Origin of the sequence: Pseudomonas sp. SBB6, from assembly GCF_024213215.1 — a bacterium.
GTDB lineage: Bacteria > Pseudomonadota > Gammaproteobacteria > Pseudomonadales > Pseudomonadaceae > Aquipseudomonas > Aquipseudomonas donghuensis.
The window spans coordinates 127369-145808 of sequence record NZ_JANAVH010000007.1 but is presented as its reverse complement, the minus strand read 5'-3'; the positions used below and the strand labels follow the sequence as shown (position 1 = coordinate 145808).

The 18440-nt window shown below is 63.0% G+C and carries 17 protein-coding genes; 8 read left to right on the top strand and 9 right to left on the bottom strand.

What is annotated here, in order from left to right:
- Window positions 1-49: 49 nt before the first annotated feature.
- The 4 genes from NLX68_RS15795 to rpoE all read right to left on the bottom strand — a co-directional run bounded on the left by NLX68_RS15795 (window position 50) and on the right by rpoE (window position 3833).
- Window positions 50-1429 carry a DegQ family serine endoprotease gene (locus NLX68_RS15795; protein ID WP_254284835.1) on the bottom strand — a complete coding sequence of 460 codons (1380 nt, stop codon included), beginning with the start codon at window positions 1427-1429 and terminating at the stop codon, window positions 50-52.
- Between the two features lie 222 nt (window positions 1430-1651).
- Window positions 1652-2617: a MucB/RseB C-terminal domain-containing protein gene (locus NLX68_RS15790; RefSeq protein WP_254284737.1), complete on the bottom strand. Its 966-nt coding sequence runs from the start codon at window positions 2615-2617 to the stop codon at window positions 1652-1654.
- A gap of 12 nt (window positions 2618-2629) precedes the next feature.
- The gene (locus NLX68_RS15785; RefSeq protein ID WP_010220972.1) at window positions 2630-3220 is read right to left on the bottom strand and encodes an RseA family anti-sigma factor; all 591 of its coding nucleotides are present in this window, start codon (window positions 3218-3220) and stop codon (window positions 2630-2632) included.
- A 31-nt stretch (window positions 3221-3251) separates the two neighbouring features.
- On the bottom strand, window positions 3252-3833 hold the full coding sequence (gene rpoE / locus NLX68_RS15780; RefSeq protein WP_010220971.1) for an RNA polymerase sigma factor RpoE: 582 nt from the start codon (window positions 3831-3833) through the stop codon (window positions 3252-3254).
- Window positions 3834-4265: 432 nt separating this feature from the next.
- Here rpoE and nadB point away from each other — a divergent pair, with 432 nt between their 5' ends.
- Window positions 4266-5882 carry an L-aspartate oxidase gene (nadB, locus tag NLX68_RS15775; RefSeq protein ID WP_254284736.1) on the top strand — a complete coding sequence of 539 codons (1617 nt, stop codon included), beginning with the start codon at window positions 4266-4268 and terminating at the stop codon, window positions 5880-5882.
- On the opposite strand, the gene NLX68_RS15770 is transcribed toward nadB, so the two are convergent.
- Window positions 5851-6303: a protein YgfX gene (locus tag NLX68_RS15770; RefSeq protein ID WP_254284735.1), complete on the bottom strand. Its 453-nt coding sequence runs from the start codon at window positions 6301-6303 to the stop codon at window positions 5851-5853. The genes nadB and NLX68_RS15770 overlap by 32 nt on opposite strands.
- On the bottom strand, window positions 6287-6541 hold the full coding sequence (locus tag NLX68_RS15765; RefSeq protein WP_254284734.1) for a succinate dehydrogenase assembly factor 2: 255 nt from the start codon (window positions 6539-6541) through the stop codon (window positions 6287-6289). Before NLX68_RS15765 ends, NLX68_RS15770 begins: the two co-directional genes overlap by 17 nt.
- A 165-nt stretch (window positions 6542-6706) precedes the next feature.
- Here NLX68_RS15765 and NLX68_RS15760 point away from each other — a divergent pair, with 165 nt between their 5' ends.
- Both NLX68_RS15760 and NLX68_RS15755 read left to right on the top strand, forming a co-directional pair.
- Window positions 6707-7648, top strand: coding sequence for a folate-binding protein YgfZ (locus tag NLX68_RS15760; RefSeq protein ID WP_254284733.1), 942 nt, complete (start codon window positions 6707-6709; stop codon window positions 7646-7648).
- 55 nt (window positions 7649-7703) lie between these two features.
- Entirely contained in the window at window positions 7704-8510 is an 807-nt protein-coding gene (locus NLX68_RS15755; RefSeq protein ID WP_254284732.1) for an HDOD domain-containing protein, read from the top strand.
- Here the strand turns inward: NLX68_RS15755 and NLX68_RS15750 are convergent.
- Both NLX68_RS15750 and NLX68_RS15745 read right to left on the bottom strand, forming a co-directional pair.
- On the bottom strand, window positions 8507-9886 hold the full coding sequence (locus NLX68_RS15750) for a sensor histidine kinase (RefSeq protein ID WP_254284731.1): 1380 nt from the start codon (window positions 9884-9886) through the stop codon (window positions 8507-8509). The two genes, NLX68_RS15755 and NLX68_RS15750, sit on opposite strands and share 4 nt — an antisense overlap.
- Window positions 9879-10550, bottom strand: a complete 672-nt coding sequence (locus NLX68_RS15745; RefSeq protein ID WP_045197613.1) for a response regulator — start codon at window positions 10548-10550, stop codon at window positions 9879-9881. Before NLX68_RS15745 ends, NLX68_RS15750 begins: the two co-directional genes overlap by 8 nt.
- A gap of 201 nt (window positions 10551-10751) precedes the next feature.
- Between NLX68_RS15745 and NLX68_RS15740 the strand changes: the two genes are divergently transcribed.
- The 5 genes from NLX68_RS15740 to NLX68_RS15720 all read left to right on the top strand — a co-directional run bounded on the left by NLX68_RS15740 (window position 10752) and on the right by NLX68_RS15720 (window position 16125).
- Complete coding sequence (locus NLX68_RS15740) at window positions 10752-12041, top strand: OprD family porin (protein ID WP_254284730.1); 1290 nt, start codon at window positions 10752-10754, stop codon at window positions 12039-12041.
- 34 nt (window positions 12042-12075) lie between these two features.
- Window positions 12076-13056, top strand: a complete 981-nt coding sequence (locus tag NLX68_RS15735) for a tripartite tricarboxylate transporter substrate binding protein (protein WP_254284729.1) — start codon at window positions 12076-12078, stop codon at window positions 13054-13056.
- Between the two features lie 70 nt (window positions 13057-13126).
- On the top strand, window positions 13127-13585 hold the full coding sequence (locus NLX68_RS15730; RefSeq protein WP_254284728.1) for a tripartite tricarboxylate transporter TctB family protein: 459 nt from the start codon (window positions 13127-13129) through the stop codon (window positions 13583-13585).
- 1 nt (window position 13586) lies between these two features.
- On the top strand, window positions 13587-15101 hold the full coding sequence (locus NLX68_RS15725; protein WP_254284727.1) for a tripartite tricarboxylate transporter permease: 1515 nt from the start codon (window positions 13587-13589) through the stop codon (window positions 15099-15101).
- Window positions 15094-16125: an AbrB family transcriptional regulator gene (locus tag NLX68_RS15720; protein ID WP_254284726.1), complete on the top strand. Its 1032-nt coding sequence runs from the start codon at window positions 15094-15096 to the stop codon at window positions 16123-16125. Before NLX68_RS15725 ends, NLX68_RS15720 begins: the two co-directional genes overlap by 8 nt.
- A 44-nt stretch (window positions 16126-16169) precedes the next feature.
- Here NLX68_RS15720 and NLX68_RS15715 read toward each other — a convergent pair whose 3' ends face one another.
- The gene (locus tag NLX68_RS15715; protein WP_254284725.1) at window positions 16170-18278 is read right to left on the bottom strand and encodes an autotransporter outer membrane beta-barrel domain-containing protein; all 2109 of its coding nucleotides are present in this window, start codon (window positions 18276-18278) and stop codon (window positions 16170-16172) included.
- Window positions 18279-18440: the final 162 nt, after the last annotated feature.

Sequence of the window (18440 nt, the reverse complement as noted above, 5' to 3'; positions counted from 1 at the left end):
CGCCCAGCAAAAAGGGCAGCCGAGGCTGCCCTTTTTTGTTCAACCCGACTTATTCAGCCAGTTTGAAGGTGATGAAGCTGGCGCGCCCCTGACGCAGGACACGCATGGACACCGAACGGTTCTTCGGCAGTTCCTTGGCGATTTCGGTGAACTGCTTGGCCGACAGAATCGCCTGGTTGTTCAGGTGGCTGATGACATCGCCCGGACGCAGGCCGATCAGCGCCGCCGGACCTTCCTGGACTTCCTTGATGACCACGCCGCCCTTGAGTTCAAGGGCCTTCTTCTGCTCGGCGGTCAGGTCGGACACCGACACGCCCAGGCGGTTGCTGCTGCGCTCGACACCGCCGTTGAGGTTGGTGCTGACTTCGGCGTCATCATCCGGCAGTGCGCCGATGGTGACATCCAGGGACTGGCGCTTGCCGTTGCGAATGATGTCCAGCTTGGCCTTGGCACCATCCTTGAGGCCACCGACCAGGTGCGGCAGGTCGGCGGACATGACGATTGGCTGACCGTTCATGCTCAGGATCACGTCACCGACCTGCAGGCCACCCTTGGCGGCCGGGCCGTCTTCCAGGACCTGGGCCACCAGGGCACCGGCCGGCTTGTCGAGGCCGAAGGACTCAGCCAGGTCCTTGTTGACCTCCTGGATCACCACGCCCAGCCAGCCGCGGCTGACCTTGCCGTCTTTCTTCAACTGGTTGGAAACATCCAGCGCCACGTCGATCGGAATGGCGAAGGACAGGCCCATGAAGCCGCCGGAACGGGTGAAGATCTGCGAGTTGATACCCACCACCTCACCGTTCATGTTGAACAGCGGGCCACCGGAGTTACCCGGGTTGATCGCCACGTCGGTCTGGATGAACGGCACGTAGGTGTCGTTGGGCAGGGTACGGCCCTTGGCACTGACAATACCTTTGGTCACCGAATGATCGAAGCCGAACGGCGAACCGATGGCCAGCACCCACTCACCGACCTTGAGCTTCTCGGAATCACCCAGCTTGACGGTCGGCAGGTCCTTGCCTTCGACCTTGAGCAGGGCTACGTCGGTGCGCGGGTCGGTGCCGACCAGCTTGGCTTGCAACTCGCTGCGGTCCGACAGGCGGACGATGATTTCGTCGGCGTCGGCAACCACGTGGTTGTTGGTCAGCACATAACCGTCACTGGAGATGATGAAACCCGAACCCAGCGATTGCGCTTCGCGCTGACGGTCGCCGCGCGGCGAACGCGGGGCTTGCGGCATGTTGCGCTCGAAGAATTCGCGGAACATCGGCGGCAGGCCTTCAAGATCTGGCACCTGGCCCGCCGCGTACGTGCGGTTAGGCAGTTTCTGCTTGGTACTGATGTTCACTACCGCAGGCGACGCCTGCTCGACCAGGGTGGTGAAGTCCGGCAGGGCTTCAGCCTGGGCGGTGAGCACCTGACCGAGCATGAACACGGCGGCGAACAACGATAGGTAGGTTTTCAAGCGTGGTATTGACATACGGCTCCCGTCACAACGAGCGTGGTTAGCAGTAGGGACCTGCAGAAGCAGGAAAGGCCAGCCCCCGAAAGGACTGACCTATAGAAAAATTCTGGAGTTTTTGCAAACTGCAAAGCTTGCCAATCATGTCAGCCAAGCAATCCTCGCCCTGTCAGCCTCATTGCCTGCGCCTCATTTTTTTGCCTGGGCATCCTGGGCGCGCATGGACAGCGCAATGCGTTCGGCAGTACCGATAGGGATCTCGCCCACCACGGTGACCATCATTTCGCCCATGGGCGTGGTCAGGCGCCGCGAGACGGCAACGGTCGGCCCCAGTTGCGTGCGGATATCAGCGGCAGTGCCTTTGTCCAGGGCTTCGACGAACACCGAGAAGCGCGCCAGGCCATCGTCGAACATCAGGCTGCTGACGGCGTTCTTGCTTTGCGGATCCTTGCGCACCGAACTGTTGATCAGTTCAAAGCCCGGGGGTAGCCAGTCCGAACGCCAACCGGTGGCAGGCTGCGCGGCCTGAGCGGTCAGTTGCGCGACCGGCTTGCAGATATCGCTGGCTTTGAGCTGATCGTCGGATGGCGCGTCACGGGTGTCCAGACGGGTGAACTGGAAGCGTTCGAGCAAACGTCCACCATCATCGAGCATCAACGACTTGAGCGGCAGCCCGGTCTGGCGATCCAGGTGCAGCTCGAAGGCATAGCGGTGTTGATCACGCGGGGTAAGGGTGACGATGACCGCTTCGCGGTCTGCCACCCTGGACTTGCCGGCGACCCCGAGGTCGTACCAGCTCATCAGCCTCAAAGGGTCAAGCACTCGCGCCGCCGCTTCCGGGGTGTTGGCCACACCCGGTACCAGGGCCCCGCTTACGCACTGGGTATGCCCATCGACACGCACGACTTCCTGGGCTGAGCCGTCGAGCTGCAACAACCGCTCGCTGACCTTGCCGTCCTGGACGCGATGCCAGATGTCGTGGGTGGAGAAACTACCGTTACGCTCGTAAACGAAAGTACCCTGATAACTCTGCTGTTGCTCGGCCTGGGCCAGACGTTTGAGCCAGTCACCTGCCTCCGGAGAGGAGTTGGCGGCAAGGGCCGGCACCGTCAACCAGCCACCAAGCAGCAGCGGTATGAGAGGTAGCGCGCGCATGATCCTCCTTACTTAACGATTTTCCAGGCTGGCTGCACGTGCATACGGCAGAGCGCTCTCGGTACCCTTGAGGGCTGCTTCCTGAGCATGCTGACGCAGGTAGCCAGGCAGACGCTGGTCATGCCAGCCGGTTTGCCCTTGCAGCACGCCATTGGCCATCGGGCCCGGCTGTTCTGCATTCTCACTATAGCCTGCCAATACGGCCGGGCCTTGCGCCTGCGGCAGGCTAAGACCTTGCTGGGCCGGTTGCTGGGCAGCCAGCTGGGCACCGCTGATCTCGTCCTGGTTGTACAGACGAACGCCGGCCAGTACCGCGACAGTCACCGAAGCGGCGACGGCCAGGCGGCCCAGGCTGCGCCACGGGCCACGGCTGACCTTGGCAGGAGCGGCTTCATCGGCCAGGGCGGCGGATACGGCCGAGGCGATATCCAGCCGTGGCAGCACCAGCTCCTTGTGCATGGCTGCACGGGCAACCTGGTAACGCGACCAGGTAGCACGGGTTTCAGGATCGTCGACGGCATTCAATACCCGACGTAACTCCAGCTCGTCCGCTTCGTTATCCATCACCGCGGACAGCGATTCCTGCAAAGCTTCACGACTCATGGCGGTTCCTCTCTTGGCTGTCGCCGCTGTCTCAGGTTTCCTGCAACAACGGCTGCAGGGCTTTGTCTATGGCCTCCCGAGCGCGGAAGATTCGAGAGCGCACGGTACCCACCGGACACTGCATGACGCTCGCAATGTCCTCGTAACTCAGACCATCGAATTCACGTAAAGTTAACGCCGTACGCAAATCTTCTGGCAGCTGCTGGATGGTCCGATGGACGGTGCCTTCGATCTCATCTCGCAACAACGCGCGCTCGGGGGACTCCAGATCCTTGAGGCCGTGATCGCCGTCGTAAAATTCCGCATCCTCGGAACTTACATCACTGTCCGGTGGCCGCCGACCGCGGGACACCAGGTAGTTCTTTGCCGTGTTGATAGCAATACGGTACAGCCAGGTATAAAAGGCGCTGTCACCGCGAAAATTACCAAGCGCGCGGTAAGCCTTGATGAAAGCTTCCTGCGCCACATCCTGGGCTTCATGGGTGTCGTGGACAAAACGCACGATCAACCCGAGAATCTTGTGCTGATACTTCAGCACCAACAGATCGAACGCTCGCCTGTCGCCACGCTGCACGCGCTCGACAAGCTGCTGATCCTCTTCCTGGGTTAGCATGAACACTCCTCAGTGAACTCGAAGGAGCGTCGCACCAGCCACCGTTCAGGCTTGCAACCATAGACTCGGGCTTTGCGCAAAAGTTCTCCCCTCCAAGCAAGTTTCCTGCGGCCCTTGGTCGGCTCGCACGAAAAACGCAGCGCGGTCACGGCCGCCTGCGTCGATAATCGGGTCTCGAATACGCAAACAGTGCCTTCATGGGGCGCCTGTCGTGCGTCGCCGCGGCATTATGGCGTGCGGGCAGCCTTCTATGGATATCCATACATCACGGAAAGTTCCCACAAAAGGCTACCAGGACTGTGCAAGCGCCATTGGAAATCAGGGCCTTGTGACTGCTATAAAGGCAGCCGGTCCAGATTCACGATAGTTTCACAATGCCATAAGCGCCTGACTATTGTGCCGATCCCCCCCTTCAGATACTAGTGTCCTGACATGAGCCAACAATTCCAACATGATGTTCTCGTGATCGGCAGCGGTGCCGCCGGCCTCAGCCTGGCCCTGACCCTTCCCGGCCACCTGCGCGTCGCCGTGCTCAGCAAGGGCGACCTCGCCAATGGCTCGACCTTCTGGGCCCAGGGCGGCGTGGCCGCGGTACTGGACGATACTGACACGGTGCAGTCCCACGTCGAGGACACCCTCAATGCCGGCGGCGGCTTGTGCCATGAAGACGCCGTGCGCTTCACCGTTGAGCATAGCCGCGAAGCGATTCAGTGGCTGATCGACCAGGGTGTGCCCTTCACCCGTGACGAACACGCCGGCGACGAAGAAAGCGGTTTTGAATTTCATCTGACCCGCGAAGGCGGCCACAGCCATCGGCGCATCATCCACGCCGCCGATGCCACGGGTGCGGCGATCTTCACCACCCTGCTGGCACAAGCACAACTGCGCCCGAACATCGAGCTGCTGGAGCAGCGGGTGGCAGTCGACCTGATCACCGAGCGGCGTCTGGGCCAGGACGGCGATCGCTGCCTGGGGGCCTATGTACTGGACCGCAATACCGGCGAAGTCGACACCTTCGGTGCCCGTTTCACCGTGCTGGCGACCGGCGGCGCGGCCAAGGTCTACCTGTACACCAGCAACCCCGACGGTGCCTGCGGCGATGGCATTGCCATGGCCTGGCGCGCCGGTTGCCGGGTGGCCAACCTTGAATTCAATCAATTCCACCCGACCTGCCTGTATCACCCGCAGGCCAAGAGCTTTTTGATCACCGAGGCCCTGCGTGGTGAAGGCGGCCTGCTCACGTTGCCCAACGGCGAGCGGTTCATGCCGCGCTTCGACCCCCGTGAAGAACTGGCCCCGCGCGATATCGTCGCCCGCGCCATCGACCATGAAATGAAGCGCCTGGGGGTGGACTGCGTCTACCTGGACATCAGCCACAAACCGGCCGAGTTCGTCAAAAGCCACTTCCCCACCGTATACGAGCGCTGCCTGACCTTCGGCATCGACATCACCCGCCAGCCGATCCCGGTGGTGCCGGCCGCCCATTACACCTGTGGCGGGGTGATGGTCGACGAACAAGGCCTGACCGACGTGCCGGGCCTGTACGCCATCGGCGAAACCAGCTTCACCGGCCTGCACGGCGCCAACCGCATGGCCAGCAACTCGCTGCTCGAATGCTTCGTTTACGGGCGTTCGGCCGCCAACGACATCGTCGCCCGCCTGGATCAGGTCGAAATGCCCCAGGCGCTGCCGTGCTGGGATGCCAGCCAGGTGACCGATTCGGACGAAGACGTGATCATCGCCCACAACTGGGACGAACTGCGGCGCTTCATGTGGGACTACGTGGGTATCGTGCGCACCAACAAGCGCCTGCAGCGTGCCGAGCATCGGGTACGCCTGCTGCTCGACGAAATCGACGAGTTCTACAGCAACTACAAGGTCAGCCGCGACCTGATCGAATTGCGTAACCTGGCCCAGGTTGCCGAATTGATGATCCGCTCGGCCATGCAGCGCAAGGAAAGCCGCGGCCTGCACTACACCCTGGATTACCCGGGCATGCTCAGCGAGGCCCGCGACACTATCCTGCAGCCATCCACCTACGCCGACTGAACTTCAGGCGCAAACGCAGGCGCCGGTGCTGCACCGGCTCCAGCGCGTCAAAGGCTATGCACTGGCCTTCGGTTAAACGCCGCCCGACCCTGCGAAAGCGCAGCACCACCCACCCGGGCAAGGCCAGGCTGTCGGGCTTGAGCTGCACCGCCTGCCAGCCCTGGGCACGGCTGAACAACTGCCAGCCGTGGGCATCGCGGCGCAGTGCGGTAATGGCGTGGGGGTGGGTCAGCAGAATGCGCCGGGGAATAGTCCACAGTGCGTGCAACAGGCACAGGGCAATGGCTACCAGGCGCAACCACAGTGGCACCTGCAGCAGGCCAAGCGCCAACAGGGCTAGCAGCAGGCTGGCGAGGTACGCCGCCAGCAGGGCCCTTGAGCCCTGCCAGCGACATTCGAAGCGCTCACTTGGGCTGGACACGGTCCAGGATGACGCGAACCATGCGTTGCAGCTCCGGGTCTTCGGACTCGCTGCGCTCCATGAACCAGCCGAACATGTCCTGGTCTTCGCAGCTCAACAGGCGCACATAGAGCTCGCGGTCGGCCTCGCTCAGGGTTGGGTAGACCTCCGCGCTGAACGGGACCAGCAGTACATCAAGCTCGAGCATGCCGCGGCGGCTGTGCCAAAAGAGCCGGTTGAGTTCAGTTTGTTCGACCATGAAGCCCTCCTAAAATAGGCCGCCAGTATACAGAGCCCGCGCTCGGGGGACACGCGACGTTGGTCCGGACATGTGAGCAAATAATGACAGAGGGCCGCGCTCAACTACCTATTTTGCCAACAGCGCTCTATCATGGCCCCCAGACCTATCACCTTGCGATAAACCATGGCCGATTCCGCTTTTTTCTGCACCCTTTCCCACGAAGGCGTTCTCGCCGTCCGCGGCTCGGACGCCGGCAAGTTCCTGCAAGGCCAATTGACCTGCAATATCAGTTACCTCAACGACCATACCGCCAGCCTCGGCGCCCGCTGCATGGTCAAAGGCCGCATGCAGTCGAGCTTTCGCATCCTTGCCGAGGGTGATGGCTACCTGCTGGCGATGACCCGCGAACTGCTCGAGCCGCAACTGGCCGACCTCAAGAAGTACGCGGTGTTCTCCAAGGCCAAGCTGACCGACGAGAGTGCCGCCTGGGTGCGCTTCGGCCTGCACGACGGTGAAGCGGCCCTGCAGGCCCTGGGCCTGGAAGTGCCGGCGCAGACCGACGCCGTCAGTCGTCACAACGGCCTGATCGCCATCGCGGTATCGGCCGCTCGTGTCGAGTTGTGGGTACCTGCCGAGCAGGCCGAAGCGGTGCAAGCCCAACTGGCCGCCAAGCTTGCCAACGCCGACCTCAACGACTGGCTGCTCGGCCAGATCCGTGCCGGCATTGGCCAGGTCATGCCGCAAACCCGCGAGCTGTTCATCCCGCAGATGATCAACCTGCAAGCCGTTGGTGGCGTCAGCTTCAAGAAAGGCTGCTATACCGGCCAGGAAATCGTCGCGCGCATGCAGTACCTGGGCAAGCTCAAGCGCCGCCAGTACCGCCTGGCCCTGGCCGAGGGCAGCCTGCCGGAGCCCGGCACCGAAGTGTTCTCGCCAACCCATAACTCCTCCGTCGGTGAAGTGGTGCTGGCCGCCCGCAGCGAACGGGGCAGCGAACTGCTGGCCGTGCTGAGCGCCGATGCCGTGCAAGACGACAACCTGCACCTGGGCAGCCCCGAAGGCCCGCGCCTGGCGCTGCTGACGCTCCCTTACGAACTGGATCGCGATCGCGAAATCCAGCGCTGAGCCTGCTCCCGCCCTTTATGGGCGGGGCACTCCTCAATTGCGGTAGAGAATCACCATGAACAAGATGGCCGAGATGATCCAGGCCCACCTGCTGAGCGCCATCGACAACGATGACCTGGTGCTGCCAACCCTGCCGGAAGTGGCCTTGAGCATTCGCGAAGCCGCTGAAGACAGCGAGATCAGCGTCAGCACCCTGAGCAAGGTGATCGGCCGCGATGCGGCGCTCTCGGCGCGCCTGATCAAGGTGGTCAACAGCCCCTTGCTGCGCGCCGCCACCGAGGTCACCGACCTGCACACGGCCATCACCCGCCTGGGCATCAACTACAGCTGCAACCTGGCGATCGGCTTGGTGATCGAGCAGATCTTCCACGCCCGCTCCGATGTCGTTGAACAGAAAATGCGCGAGATCTGGGCGAAAAGCCTGGATGTGGCCGGCATCAGTTATGAACTGTGCTTGCGCTTCACTCAGCTCAAGCCGGACCAGGCAGCATTGGCCGGGCTGGTCCACCAGATTGGCGTGCTGCCGATTCTGCTGTATGCCGAAGAGCACAACGAGCTGCTTTCCGACCCGGTCAGCCTGAACTATGTGATCGAACAGATTCACCCGGCACTGGGCGACAAGATCCTCAGCGTGTGGGAGTTCCCCGAGCAACTGGTGCACCTGCCCGGGTTGATCCAGGACCTGGACCGTGGCACCGACAAGGTCGATTACGTCGATATCGTGCAGATCGCCCAGGTGCTCAGCAGCAACAGCAAGGAACGACCACTGGCCGCCCTGCCCGCCTACCGCCATCTGCGCCTGCCCACCGGCACCGAGTTGCAGGCCAGCGACCTGCTCGACGCCAAGGCGATGTTCCGCTAGTCGGCGCTGAAGCTGACCCGTACCTTCAAGCCACTACGCTCGCCATCATGCAGGCTGATCTGCGCCAAATGCGCGCGGCAGATCTCGCCGACAATTGCCAGGCCCAGACCGGTACCCTGGGCACTGCGCCGGTAGAAACGCTCGAAGACTTTTTCCCGCTCGTGCTCAGGAATGCCCGGGCCGTCGTCTTCAACCTCAAGAATGCCGGGTGCGCTGACCCGCAGGATCACATTGCCGCCCTTGGGCGTATGGGCCAGGGCATTGTCGACCAGGTTGCTGAGCAGCTCGTTGAGCAGCGTTGGCTCGCCGCGCACCCACACCGGCACCTCGGCCTCCAGCGCCAGGGCCACACCGCGAGCATGGGCCAGCGGCGCCATGGCCATGCCCAGTTCACGGGCCAGCTGGCTGAGGTCCAGGTGTTGCGCGCCGCCTTCGGCAATCGCCCGCGCGCCGTTCTCGACCCGCGCCAGCGATAGCAACTGGTTGGCCAGATGGGTCAGGCGATCGGTGCCTTGCGCAGCGGACTCCAGGGTTTCGCGCCAGACCTGCGGCTCATTCGAACGCAAGCCCAATTCGACCCGTGCCTTGAGTGCCGCCAGGGGCGTGCGCAGCTCATGGGCGGCTTCGGCAATGAACTGCGCCTGCCGCTCGAACTGACCGCGCAGGCGTTCGGTAAAGTGATTCAGCGCGCGTACCAACGGGCTCAGTTCACGCTGCACCTGAACCACCGGCAAGGCCCGCAAGTCATCGGGCTGACGTTCTTCCACGGCACTGCGCAAGCGCTCCAGCGGGCGCAGGGCGGCGCTGACGGCAAACCACACCAGCATCAGGGCGCCAAGGGCGAGCATACCCAAGCGCAGCAAGGTATCGGCCATCAGGCTGCGGGCCATGCGCACCCGCGCTTCTTCGGTTTCGGCCACGCGGATTTCGGCCATGCCGTTCATGTTCGGCTCGCTGACCGCCTTGAGCAGGCTGACCACACGCACGTCCTGGCCCAGGTAGCGGGCGTTGTAGAAGCGTGCCAGGGCCGGGTAATCGTCAGTGCGCGGGGTATTGGGCGGCGGTGCCGGCAGGTTTTCGTAGCCTGAGATCAAACGCTGATGAATATCGTTGACCTGGTAGTAGATGCGCCCGGCGCTGTCGTAGGCGAAGGTGTCCAGGGCCACATAAGGCACATCGGCGCTGAGGGTGCCGTCGCGCTGCGACAGGCCGGCGGCAATGGTCCGCGCCGAGGCCAGCAAGGTACGGTCGTAGGCGGTATCGGCAGCTTCGCGACCGTTCCAGTAGGCGCTCAGGCCGCTGGCCAGCATCAGCACCACCAGCAGGATCGCCAGGTTCCACAGCAGCCGCCCGCGCAGGCTGCCGCTGTCACGCATCTTTATGCTCGAGCAGGTAGCCGAGCCCCCTGAAGGTAACGATGGCCACGGCATGGCCATCGAGCTTCTTGCGCAGGCGGTGCACGTAGATTTCGATGGCGTCGGCGCTGGCTTCCTCATCCAGGCCAAACACCTGGGCGGCCAGTTGCTCCTTGCTCATCACCCGTCCGGGCCGGGCAATCAGCGCTTCGAGCACGGCCTGCTCGCGGGAGGTCAGGGTCAGCAGCTCTTCGCCGAGGGTGAAACGCCGGGTATCGAGGTCATAGACCAGCGGCCCGCAGCGCTGTTGGCGTTCGCCACCGAGGACGCTGCGGCGCAGCAGGGCCTTGACCCGCGCTTCCAGCTCGGTCAGCTCAAAGGGTTTGGCCAGGTAATCGTCGGCGCCCAGGTTCAGGCCATGGACCCGGTCCTTGACGTCGCTGCGCGCGGTCAGCATCAGCACCGGCACGGTCTTGCCGCGGGCGCGCAGGCGCGCCAGCACCTCGAAACCGTCCATGCGCGGCAAGCCGACATCGAGCACCGCCACGGCGTATTCCTCGCTGGCCAGGGCCAGGTCGGCGGCCACGCCATCATGCAGCACATCCACGGTCAGGCCGGTGCTTTTCAGGGCCTGGGCCACGCTTTCGGCCAGTTGCAGATGGTCTTCGACGAGCAGCACACGCATCGATCTCTCCCCTTTGCGTCGCGTTCAATGGCGCGGAGTGTACAGCCGACAGCCCGCCTGTGAAGCCTTCGCAGCAATCAAAAGCTGCTGAAAGGTTAGCGAAAGGTTCACGTCCTAGCATCCTCTCACGGCTCACTCTGCTTGCCGTAAAACCGGACCCAAGGTCCGAACTAATAAGAACAATAACGGAGTCACTCCACGATGCTGTCCATGCAGCCGCAGGCGTACGCGCCTACCCGACGTCTACCTTCCCGCCAGACCGCAGTTGCCAGCGCCCTCGCCCTTGCCGGCGTCGCTCCGTTGAGCCAGGCCGCCTTCTTCGATGACAGCAAGGCGAGCTTTGAAACCCGCAACATGTACTTCAACCGCGACTTTCGCGACGGCACCAGCGCCCAGCAGTCCAAACGGGACGAGTGGGCCCAGGGCTTCATGCTCAACTTCGAGTCAGGTTATACCGAAGGTACTGTAGGCTTTGGCCTTGATGCCCTGGGGATGCTCGGTATCAAGCTCGACTCCAGCCCCGACCGCACCGGCACCGGCCTGCTGCCGACCCATGACGATGGCCGCGCCGCCGACGAGTATTCCAAGCTCGGCCTGACCGGCAAGGTGAAACTCTCCGAGACCGAATTGAAGATCGGCACCCTGATCCCGGAGCTGCCCACCCTGCAGCCCAACGACGGGCGCATCCTGCCGCAGACCTTCGAGGGTGGCCTGCTGACCTCGGGCGAGATCAAGAACCTGACCTTCACCGGCGGGCGCCTGGAAAAAGCCCGCGACCGCGACAGCACCAACAACGAAGACATTGCCCTCAACAACAAGAACAGCCGCTTTCTCGGCACCGTCGCCGGTAACCATTTCGACATGGCCGGCCTGGACTACACGTTCACCGACAAGATCACCGGCAGCTACCACTGGGCCCAGCTCGACGATGTCTACCGTCAGCACTTCGTCGGCATGATCGCCTCCCAGCCCTGGGGCCCGGGAACCTTCGGCGCCGACCTGCGCATGGCCTTCAGTGACGACCAGGGCCAGGCTCGCGGCGGCAACATCGACAACACCGCGCTCAACGGCATGCTCAGCTACGGCCTCAACGGCCACAAGCTCAGCGCCGGCTACCAGCACCTGTCCGGCGACACCGCCTTCCCCTATGTCGATGGCGCCGACCCGTACCTGGTCAACTTCGTGCAGATCAACGACTTTGCCGGCGCCGACGAGCGCTCCTGGCAGGCTCGTTACGACTATGACTTCACCAAGCTGGGCATCCCCGGCCTGACCTTCATGACCCGCTACATCAGCGGCGATAATGTCAGCCTGGCCGATGGCGGTGAGGGCAAAGAGTGGGAACGCAACACCGAGTTCAAGTACGTGGTGCAAAGTGGCGCCCTGAAAAACGTCGCCGTGCGCCTGCGCAACGCCACCTTCCGTTCCAACTTCGCCCGCGATGCCGACGAAGTGCGACTGCTGGTGAGTTACAGCCTTGCGCTGTGGTAATCCCCGACAACAATAATGCTCACGGAGATAGACGATGACTTTTTCACTGCGCCGCATTGCCCTCGCCACCGGTTGCCTGCTGCTTGCCGGTAACGTCCTGGCCGCGGAACCGAAACGCCCCGAATGCATCGCCCCGGCCTCGCCCGGCGGTGGCTTCGACCTGACCTGCAAGCTGCTGCAAAGCGCCCTGATCAACGAGAAGATCCTCAGTAAGCCGATGCGCGTCACCTACATGCCCGGTGGTGTCGGCGCGGTGGCCTACAACGCGGTGGTCGCCCAGCGCCCGGCCGATGCTGGCACCCTGGTAGCCTGGTCCAGCGGCTCGCTGCTGAACCTGGCCCAAGGCAAGTTCGGCCGCTTCGACGAGAATGCCGTGCGCTGGCTGGCGGCGGTGGGTACCAGTTACGGCGCCATCGCGGTGAAAAGCGATTCGCCCTACAAGACCCTCGACGATCTGGTCGCGGCGCTGAAAAAAGACCCGAGCAAGGTGGTGATCGGCTCCGGCGGTACCGTCGGCAGCCAGGACTGGATGCAGACCGCACTGATCGCCAAGGCCGCCGGGATCAACCCGCGCGACCTGCGCTACGTGGCCCTGGAAGGCGGCGGCGAAATCGCCACGGCGCTGCTCGGCGGCCATATTCAGGTCGGCAGTACCGACATCTCCGACTCCATGCCGCACATCCAGAGCGGAGACATGCGCCTGCTCGCGGTGTTTGCCGAAACCCGCCTGGACGAGCCGGAAATGAAGAACATCCCCACCGCCAAGGAACAAGGCTATGACATCGTCTGGCCGGTGGTGCGCGGTTTCTACCTCGGGCCGAAAGTGACCGATGAAGAGTACGACTGGTGGAAAGCCTCGTTCGACAAACTGCTGGCCTCGGAAGAGTTCGCCAAGCTGCGCGACCAGCGCGAGCTGTTCCCCTTCGCCATGACCGGTGCCGAACTGGACACCTACGTGAAGAAGCAGGTGGCTGACTACAAGGCCCTGGCCAAGGAATTTGGCTTGATTCAATAAGCCTCTCCCCTTTCGAACGCATCGCGGGGCAAGCCCGCTCCCACTTGCCCCGCGAAAAGAGGATTCCCCAATGATCCTGCAACGCCTCTTCGCCCTGTTTTTGCTGGCGGTGTGCGCCGCCCTGGCCGTAATGGCCTGGCCTTACCAGGCAGCTTTTTCCTACGAACCGGTCGGGCCCCGCGCCTATCCCTTGCTGATGCTCGGCCTGATGGCTGCGGGCCTTGTGTACCTGGCCTTTCGCCCCACGCCCATCGTGCACAAGGACGACGAACCGCAACTGGACCGCGAAACCCTGAACAAGATCGGCCTCTGCGTCGCCTTGCTGCTGGTCTTCGCCGCCACCTTCGAGCCACTGGGCTTCATTGTCAGCAGCATCCTCATCGGCGTGCCGATGGCGCGCCTGTATGGCGGGCGCTGGCTGCCCAGCGTGGTGATCATCGGCCTGCTGAGCATCGCCCTGTATTGGCTGTTCGACCGTGTGATGGATGTGCCCCTGCCCCTCGGCCTGCTCGACGTACTGGAGAACTGACATGGATACGCTTGGCTATCTCGGCCAGGGCTTCGGCGTCGCCCTGAGCCCTTACAACCTGGTTACCGCCCTTGCCGGCACGCTGATCGGCACCGTGGTCGGCCTGCTGCCGGGCCTGGGCCCGATCAACGGCGTAGCGCTGCTGATCCCGATTGCCTTTGCCCTTGGCCTGCCGCCGGAGTCGGCGCTGATCCTGCTGGCGGCGGTGTACCTGGGCTGCGAATACGGTGGGCGGATCAGCTCGATCCTGCTCAACATCCCCGGTGAAGCCTCGACGGTAATGACCACCCTCGACGGCTACCCCATGGCCCGCCAGGGCCTGGCCGGGGTGGCGCTGTCGCTGTCGGCCTGGAGCTCGTTCATCGGCGCCTTCATCGCCACCTGCGGCATGGTGCTGTTCGCGCCGCTATTGGCGAAATGGGCGATCGCCTTTGGCCCGGCGGAATATTTCGTGCTGATGGTGTTCGCCATTGTCTGCCTCGGCGGCATGGCCGGTGACCGGCCGTTGAAGACCTTCATCGCGGCGCTGATCGGGCTGTTTCTCTCCAGCGTCGGCATCGATGCCAACAGCGGCGTCTACCGTTTTACCGGCGACAGCGTGCACCTGGCCGACGGCATTCAGTTCGTGGTGCTGGTGCTCGGCCTGTTCTCCATCAGCGAAATCCTGCTGCTGCTGGAAAAAACCCATCACGGCCACGAAGCAGTTAAGGCCACCGGGCGCATGCTGTTCAACGTCAAGGAGGCGGCCTCGGTATTCTTCGTCAACATTCGTTGCGGCCTGCTCGGTTTCATCATGGGCGTGTTGCCCGGTGCCGGTGCAACCCTGGCCAGCGCCGTGGCCTATATGACCGAAAAGCGCATCGCCGGCCCCAGCGGCACCTTCGGCAAGGGTGACAAACGCGGCCTGGCCGCGCCGGAAACCGCGATTGGCGCGTCCTGCTGCGGCGCCCTGGTGCCGATGCTGACCCTTGGCGTACCCGGCTCGGGCACCACGGCGGTGATGATCGGCGCCCTGACCCTGTACAACATCACGCCGGGCCCGATGCTGTTCGCCCAGCAACCGGACATCGTCTGGGGCCTGATCGCCTCGCTGTTCATCGCCAACATCATGCTGGTGATCCTCAACATCCCGATGATCCGCATCTTCACCCGCATCCTCGCCGTGCCGAACTGGGCACTGGTGCCGGTGATCGCGATCATCACCGCGATCGGTGTGTACGCAGTGCATGCCACCACCTTCGACCTGTTCCTGATGATCGGCATCGGCATCTTCGGCTACATCCTGCGCAAGCTGGACTTCCCGCTGTCGCCGATCCTCCTCGGCTTCATCCTCGGCGGGCTGATGGAGCAGAACCTGCGCCGTGCGCTGTCGATCTCCAACGGCGCCCTGGACATCCTCTGGTCGAGCCCGATCAGCGTCAGCGTGTGGGGCCTGACCATCGCCATGATGCTCCTGCCGCTGCTGCGCATCTGGCGCAAGCGCAGCCTTCAGCGCCGTGCCCTGGCCGATGTCTGATGGGCGCCTGAAACTGTACTGGGCCACCGGCCTGGTCGGCTTGGCTGGCGGTTACCTCGCAAGCAGGGTCGGCTGGCCACTGCCATGGATGGTCGGCTCATTGCTGGCGATCATCCTGGTGCGTTGCCTGACGCCCTGGCAACTGAGCGAGATCCCCGGTGGGCGCAAATGCGGGCAGTGGATCATCGGCATCGGTATCGGCCTGCACTTCACCCCGGCGGTGGTCGAGCAGGTGGCGAGCAACTTCGGTTTGATTTTCTGCGGGGCACTGATCACCAGTGTCTCCAGTGTGATCGGGGTGTGGTTGCTCAGGCGCACCGGGGAAGACCGCGCCACGGCGTTCTTTTCCAGCATGCCCGGTGGCTCCGGGGAGATGGTCAACCTCGGCGCCCGTAACGGCGCGGTGCTCAGCCAGGTGGCGGCGGCGCAGAGTTTGCGGGTGCTGGCGGTGGTGCTGTGCGTGCCGGCGCTGTTCAAATTCCTGCTCGGCAATGGCGTGCCGCTGACCCATACCGGCAGCGTCAACTGGGGCTGGCTGTTGTTGATCTGCCCACTGGGCGTGTTGCTGGCCCTGGGCTGGCAACGCCTCAAGCAACCCAACCCCTGGCTGTTCGGGCCGTTGCTGGTGGCGGCGGTAGCCAGTGTCAGTGCCAACCTGCAGGTTGCCCTGCCCGATGGCGCCAGCCAGATCGGTCAATGGCTGATCGGCAGCGGCCTGGGCTGTCACTTCAACCGCGCGTTCTTTCGCCGGGCGCCGTCGTTTCTCGGGCGCACCTTGATCGCCACGGCCTTGACCATGCTGATCGCCGGTATCGCCGCCTGCGTGCTCAGCGTCATGACCAACCTCGACCTGCGCTCGTTGACCCTGGGCATGATGCCCGGCGGCATTGCCGAAATGAGCCTGACCGCCGAAACCTTGCAACTGTCGGTGCCGCTGGTCACGGCGCTACAGGTGATGCGTTTGCTGTTCGTGCTGTTTCTGGCCGAGCCGTTGTTCAGGCATTGGGACAAACGCTGCGACTGAAACAAAAAAGAGGAAGCCAAGGCTTCCTCTTTTTCATTGCGCGCTTACCAGGTGAAGCGCACCCCGACATTGGCACCGAACGGTTTCTCGATCTTGTCGCCGTTGCTGTAGTCGATATCGGCATGCAGCTGCAGGCGCTCGGACAGCGACACGGCGATACCGGCACCGACCTCGGCACGCGAGCCTGACAGGTCATTGTTGAACACGTTGTCGTTGACCTTGACCTGGTTGTTCTTGGCGAACTCATGCACCGCCGCAGCGCGCAGGTATGGCTGGGCAAAGCGGCCCTCACCCAGATCAAAGTTGCGGCCCACCGTGGCACCGGCCTTGCCAAGCACCGAGGTGGTACGGTCACCTTCAGCCTTCAGGCCGCTGTCCAGGTCGTAGGACGCGCCCTGGATGCTCACCGCCGACACCTGGGCGAAGGGTTCAACGAAGTAGCCGTCATCGAGCTTGATGTGGCGACCGAACTCGGCCAACGCACCGACGCCGTTGGTCTTGTAGTTGCCCTTGGCCTGGCTACCGTCGCTCATGGCCACCTTGGACTTGTTGTCGAAGCGGTTGACCTTGGCCACGGCGTCGAAGTAGTAACCGCTGTCCTGGTCCAGCCAGGTGGTGTAGGCACCGGCGTAGTAGCTGTCGACCGTACCGCTGGTGCCACGGCTCAGGTCCAGGTCGGACTTGCTATGACCGGCCAGTACGCCGACCAGCCACTGGCTGTCGCCCAACTGCGTGTCGGCACCCAGGGTGAAGCCTTGCTGGGTTTGCTTGTAGGCGGTGCCAGAGGACTCGGCAACGTTGTACTTGCTGCCATAAGCCCGGCCCCAGGCACCGCTTTTACCTTCGTTGTAGCGCAACTCGCCCATGCGGGTGCGCAGCGAGGACAGCTCGCCGTACCACACGGTCGGTGCGGTGTTGAACAGCGCCAGGACCGAACGGGTGCCGGGGCTGATGACCTTTTTCTCGGTGTCCAGGTGCCAGTCGTTGCCTTCCTTTATCAGGTCATAGGAAAACGCGCCCAGGTCGACAGGACCGTTCACCAGGCTGAACTCGGCATCGCCGCCGCCAGTGGTCACTACGGTGACCCGCTCTACAGGGTCGAGCTCAAGACCGCTGGCCTTGATGGCCAAGCCGAATTCGCCGTTGGCCTGGCCGCTGACATTCAGGCGGTCGCCTTCGCCGGTGGCGAAGTCGGCAGCCATCTGGAAGGTACCGTTGCCCGACAGCTCGTTGACGTCCAGGCGGTAGAACTGCTCTGCGCTGGCGAAGCTTACGGTTGCACCGCTCAATGCCAGATCGCCAACCTGGCTGTTGCCGGTCAGGGTCCATTGGCTGCCAGCGTCGGCGCTAAGGCTGGAAACATTGCCCAGGCGCCCGACCAGTTGCGAGCCATGCTGCAACTGCACATCGGCCTTGCCATCAGCGGCGACCAGAATGTCACCGGTGAGCTTAGAGTCGGACATCGCCAGGGTCACACCACTGCCACTGTCTACTTGAATGTTGCCGCTCAGCGCACTGCGCGCCACCTGTACATCGGCGGAAGAGCCCTGTTTGATTTCCAGCATGTTGCCGTTGCCGCCAATCAGTTGCGCGCCGTCGCTGACAGTGATTTTTGCCTGGGTACGGGCATCGACCACCACCGCCGCGCCACGCTCGCCAATCACTTTTGCACCGCTCATCAGGTGCAGCTCAGGTACCTCGTTGTTCGGCTCGAAACCCACTGTTTCATGGGCCAGCAAGGCGCCGTTGAGCCCGCCCTGGATAACGCTTTGATCCGCCACGGCCACTCGCCCACCGTAGCTGCGCACGCCAATGCTGTTAGCGCCGGTCGCGATCAATTGCGAATGGTTGGCCAGGTTGAGCTGGCTGAAGGCGGTAAGGCTGGCGCCGCCGGTGACGCCCGTAAGCCGGGTGTTGTTCAGGGTCAGGTTGGAGCCTTGATACCGGCCATCGATGTAGCGGCCGAGGGAAACTGCCTGCCTGGTGGTGGCTTGTTCTTTGTCATTGACGACCAGGGTTTGCCCGGTCAATTGATAGAGTGTCTTGTTGCTGGTTTGCGCCATCAGTTGGCTGGCGGACAGGCTCAAAGGGGCGGCCAGGATAAAAGGCAGCACACGGGAAAACGGAGCAGAAGACAAATAAATACGGGACATGGTAAGTCACACTCTCGAACGCTGTTAGTCAGAATGAAAAACAGAGCTCACACGACAGTGCTCCGTTTTCAGGCTTGCAGCGTACAGAGGTACTCAGAAGGACTATGTAGGAATAATCTACAAAGATAATCAGGCAATTCTACAGCACATCATTTATGTACA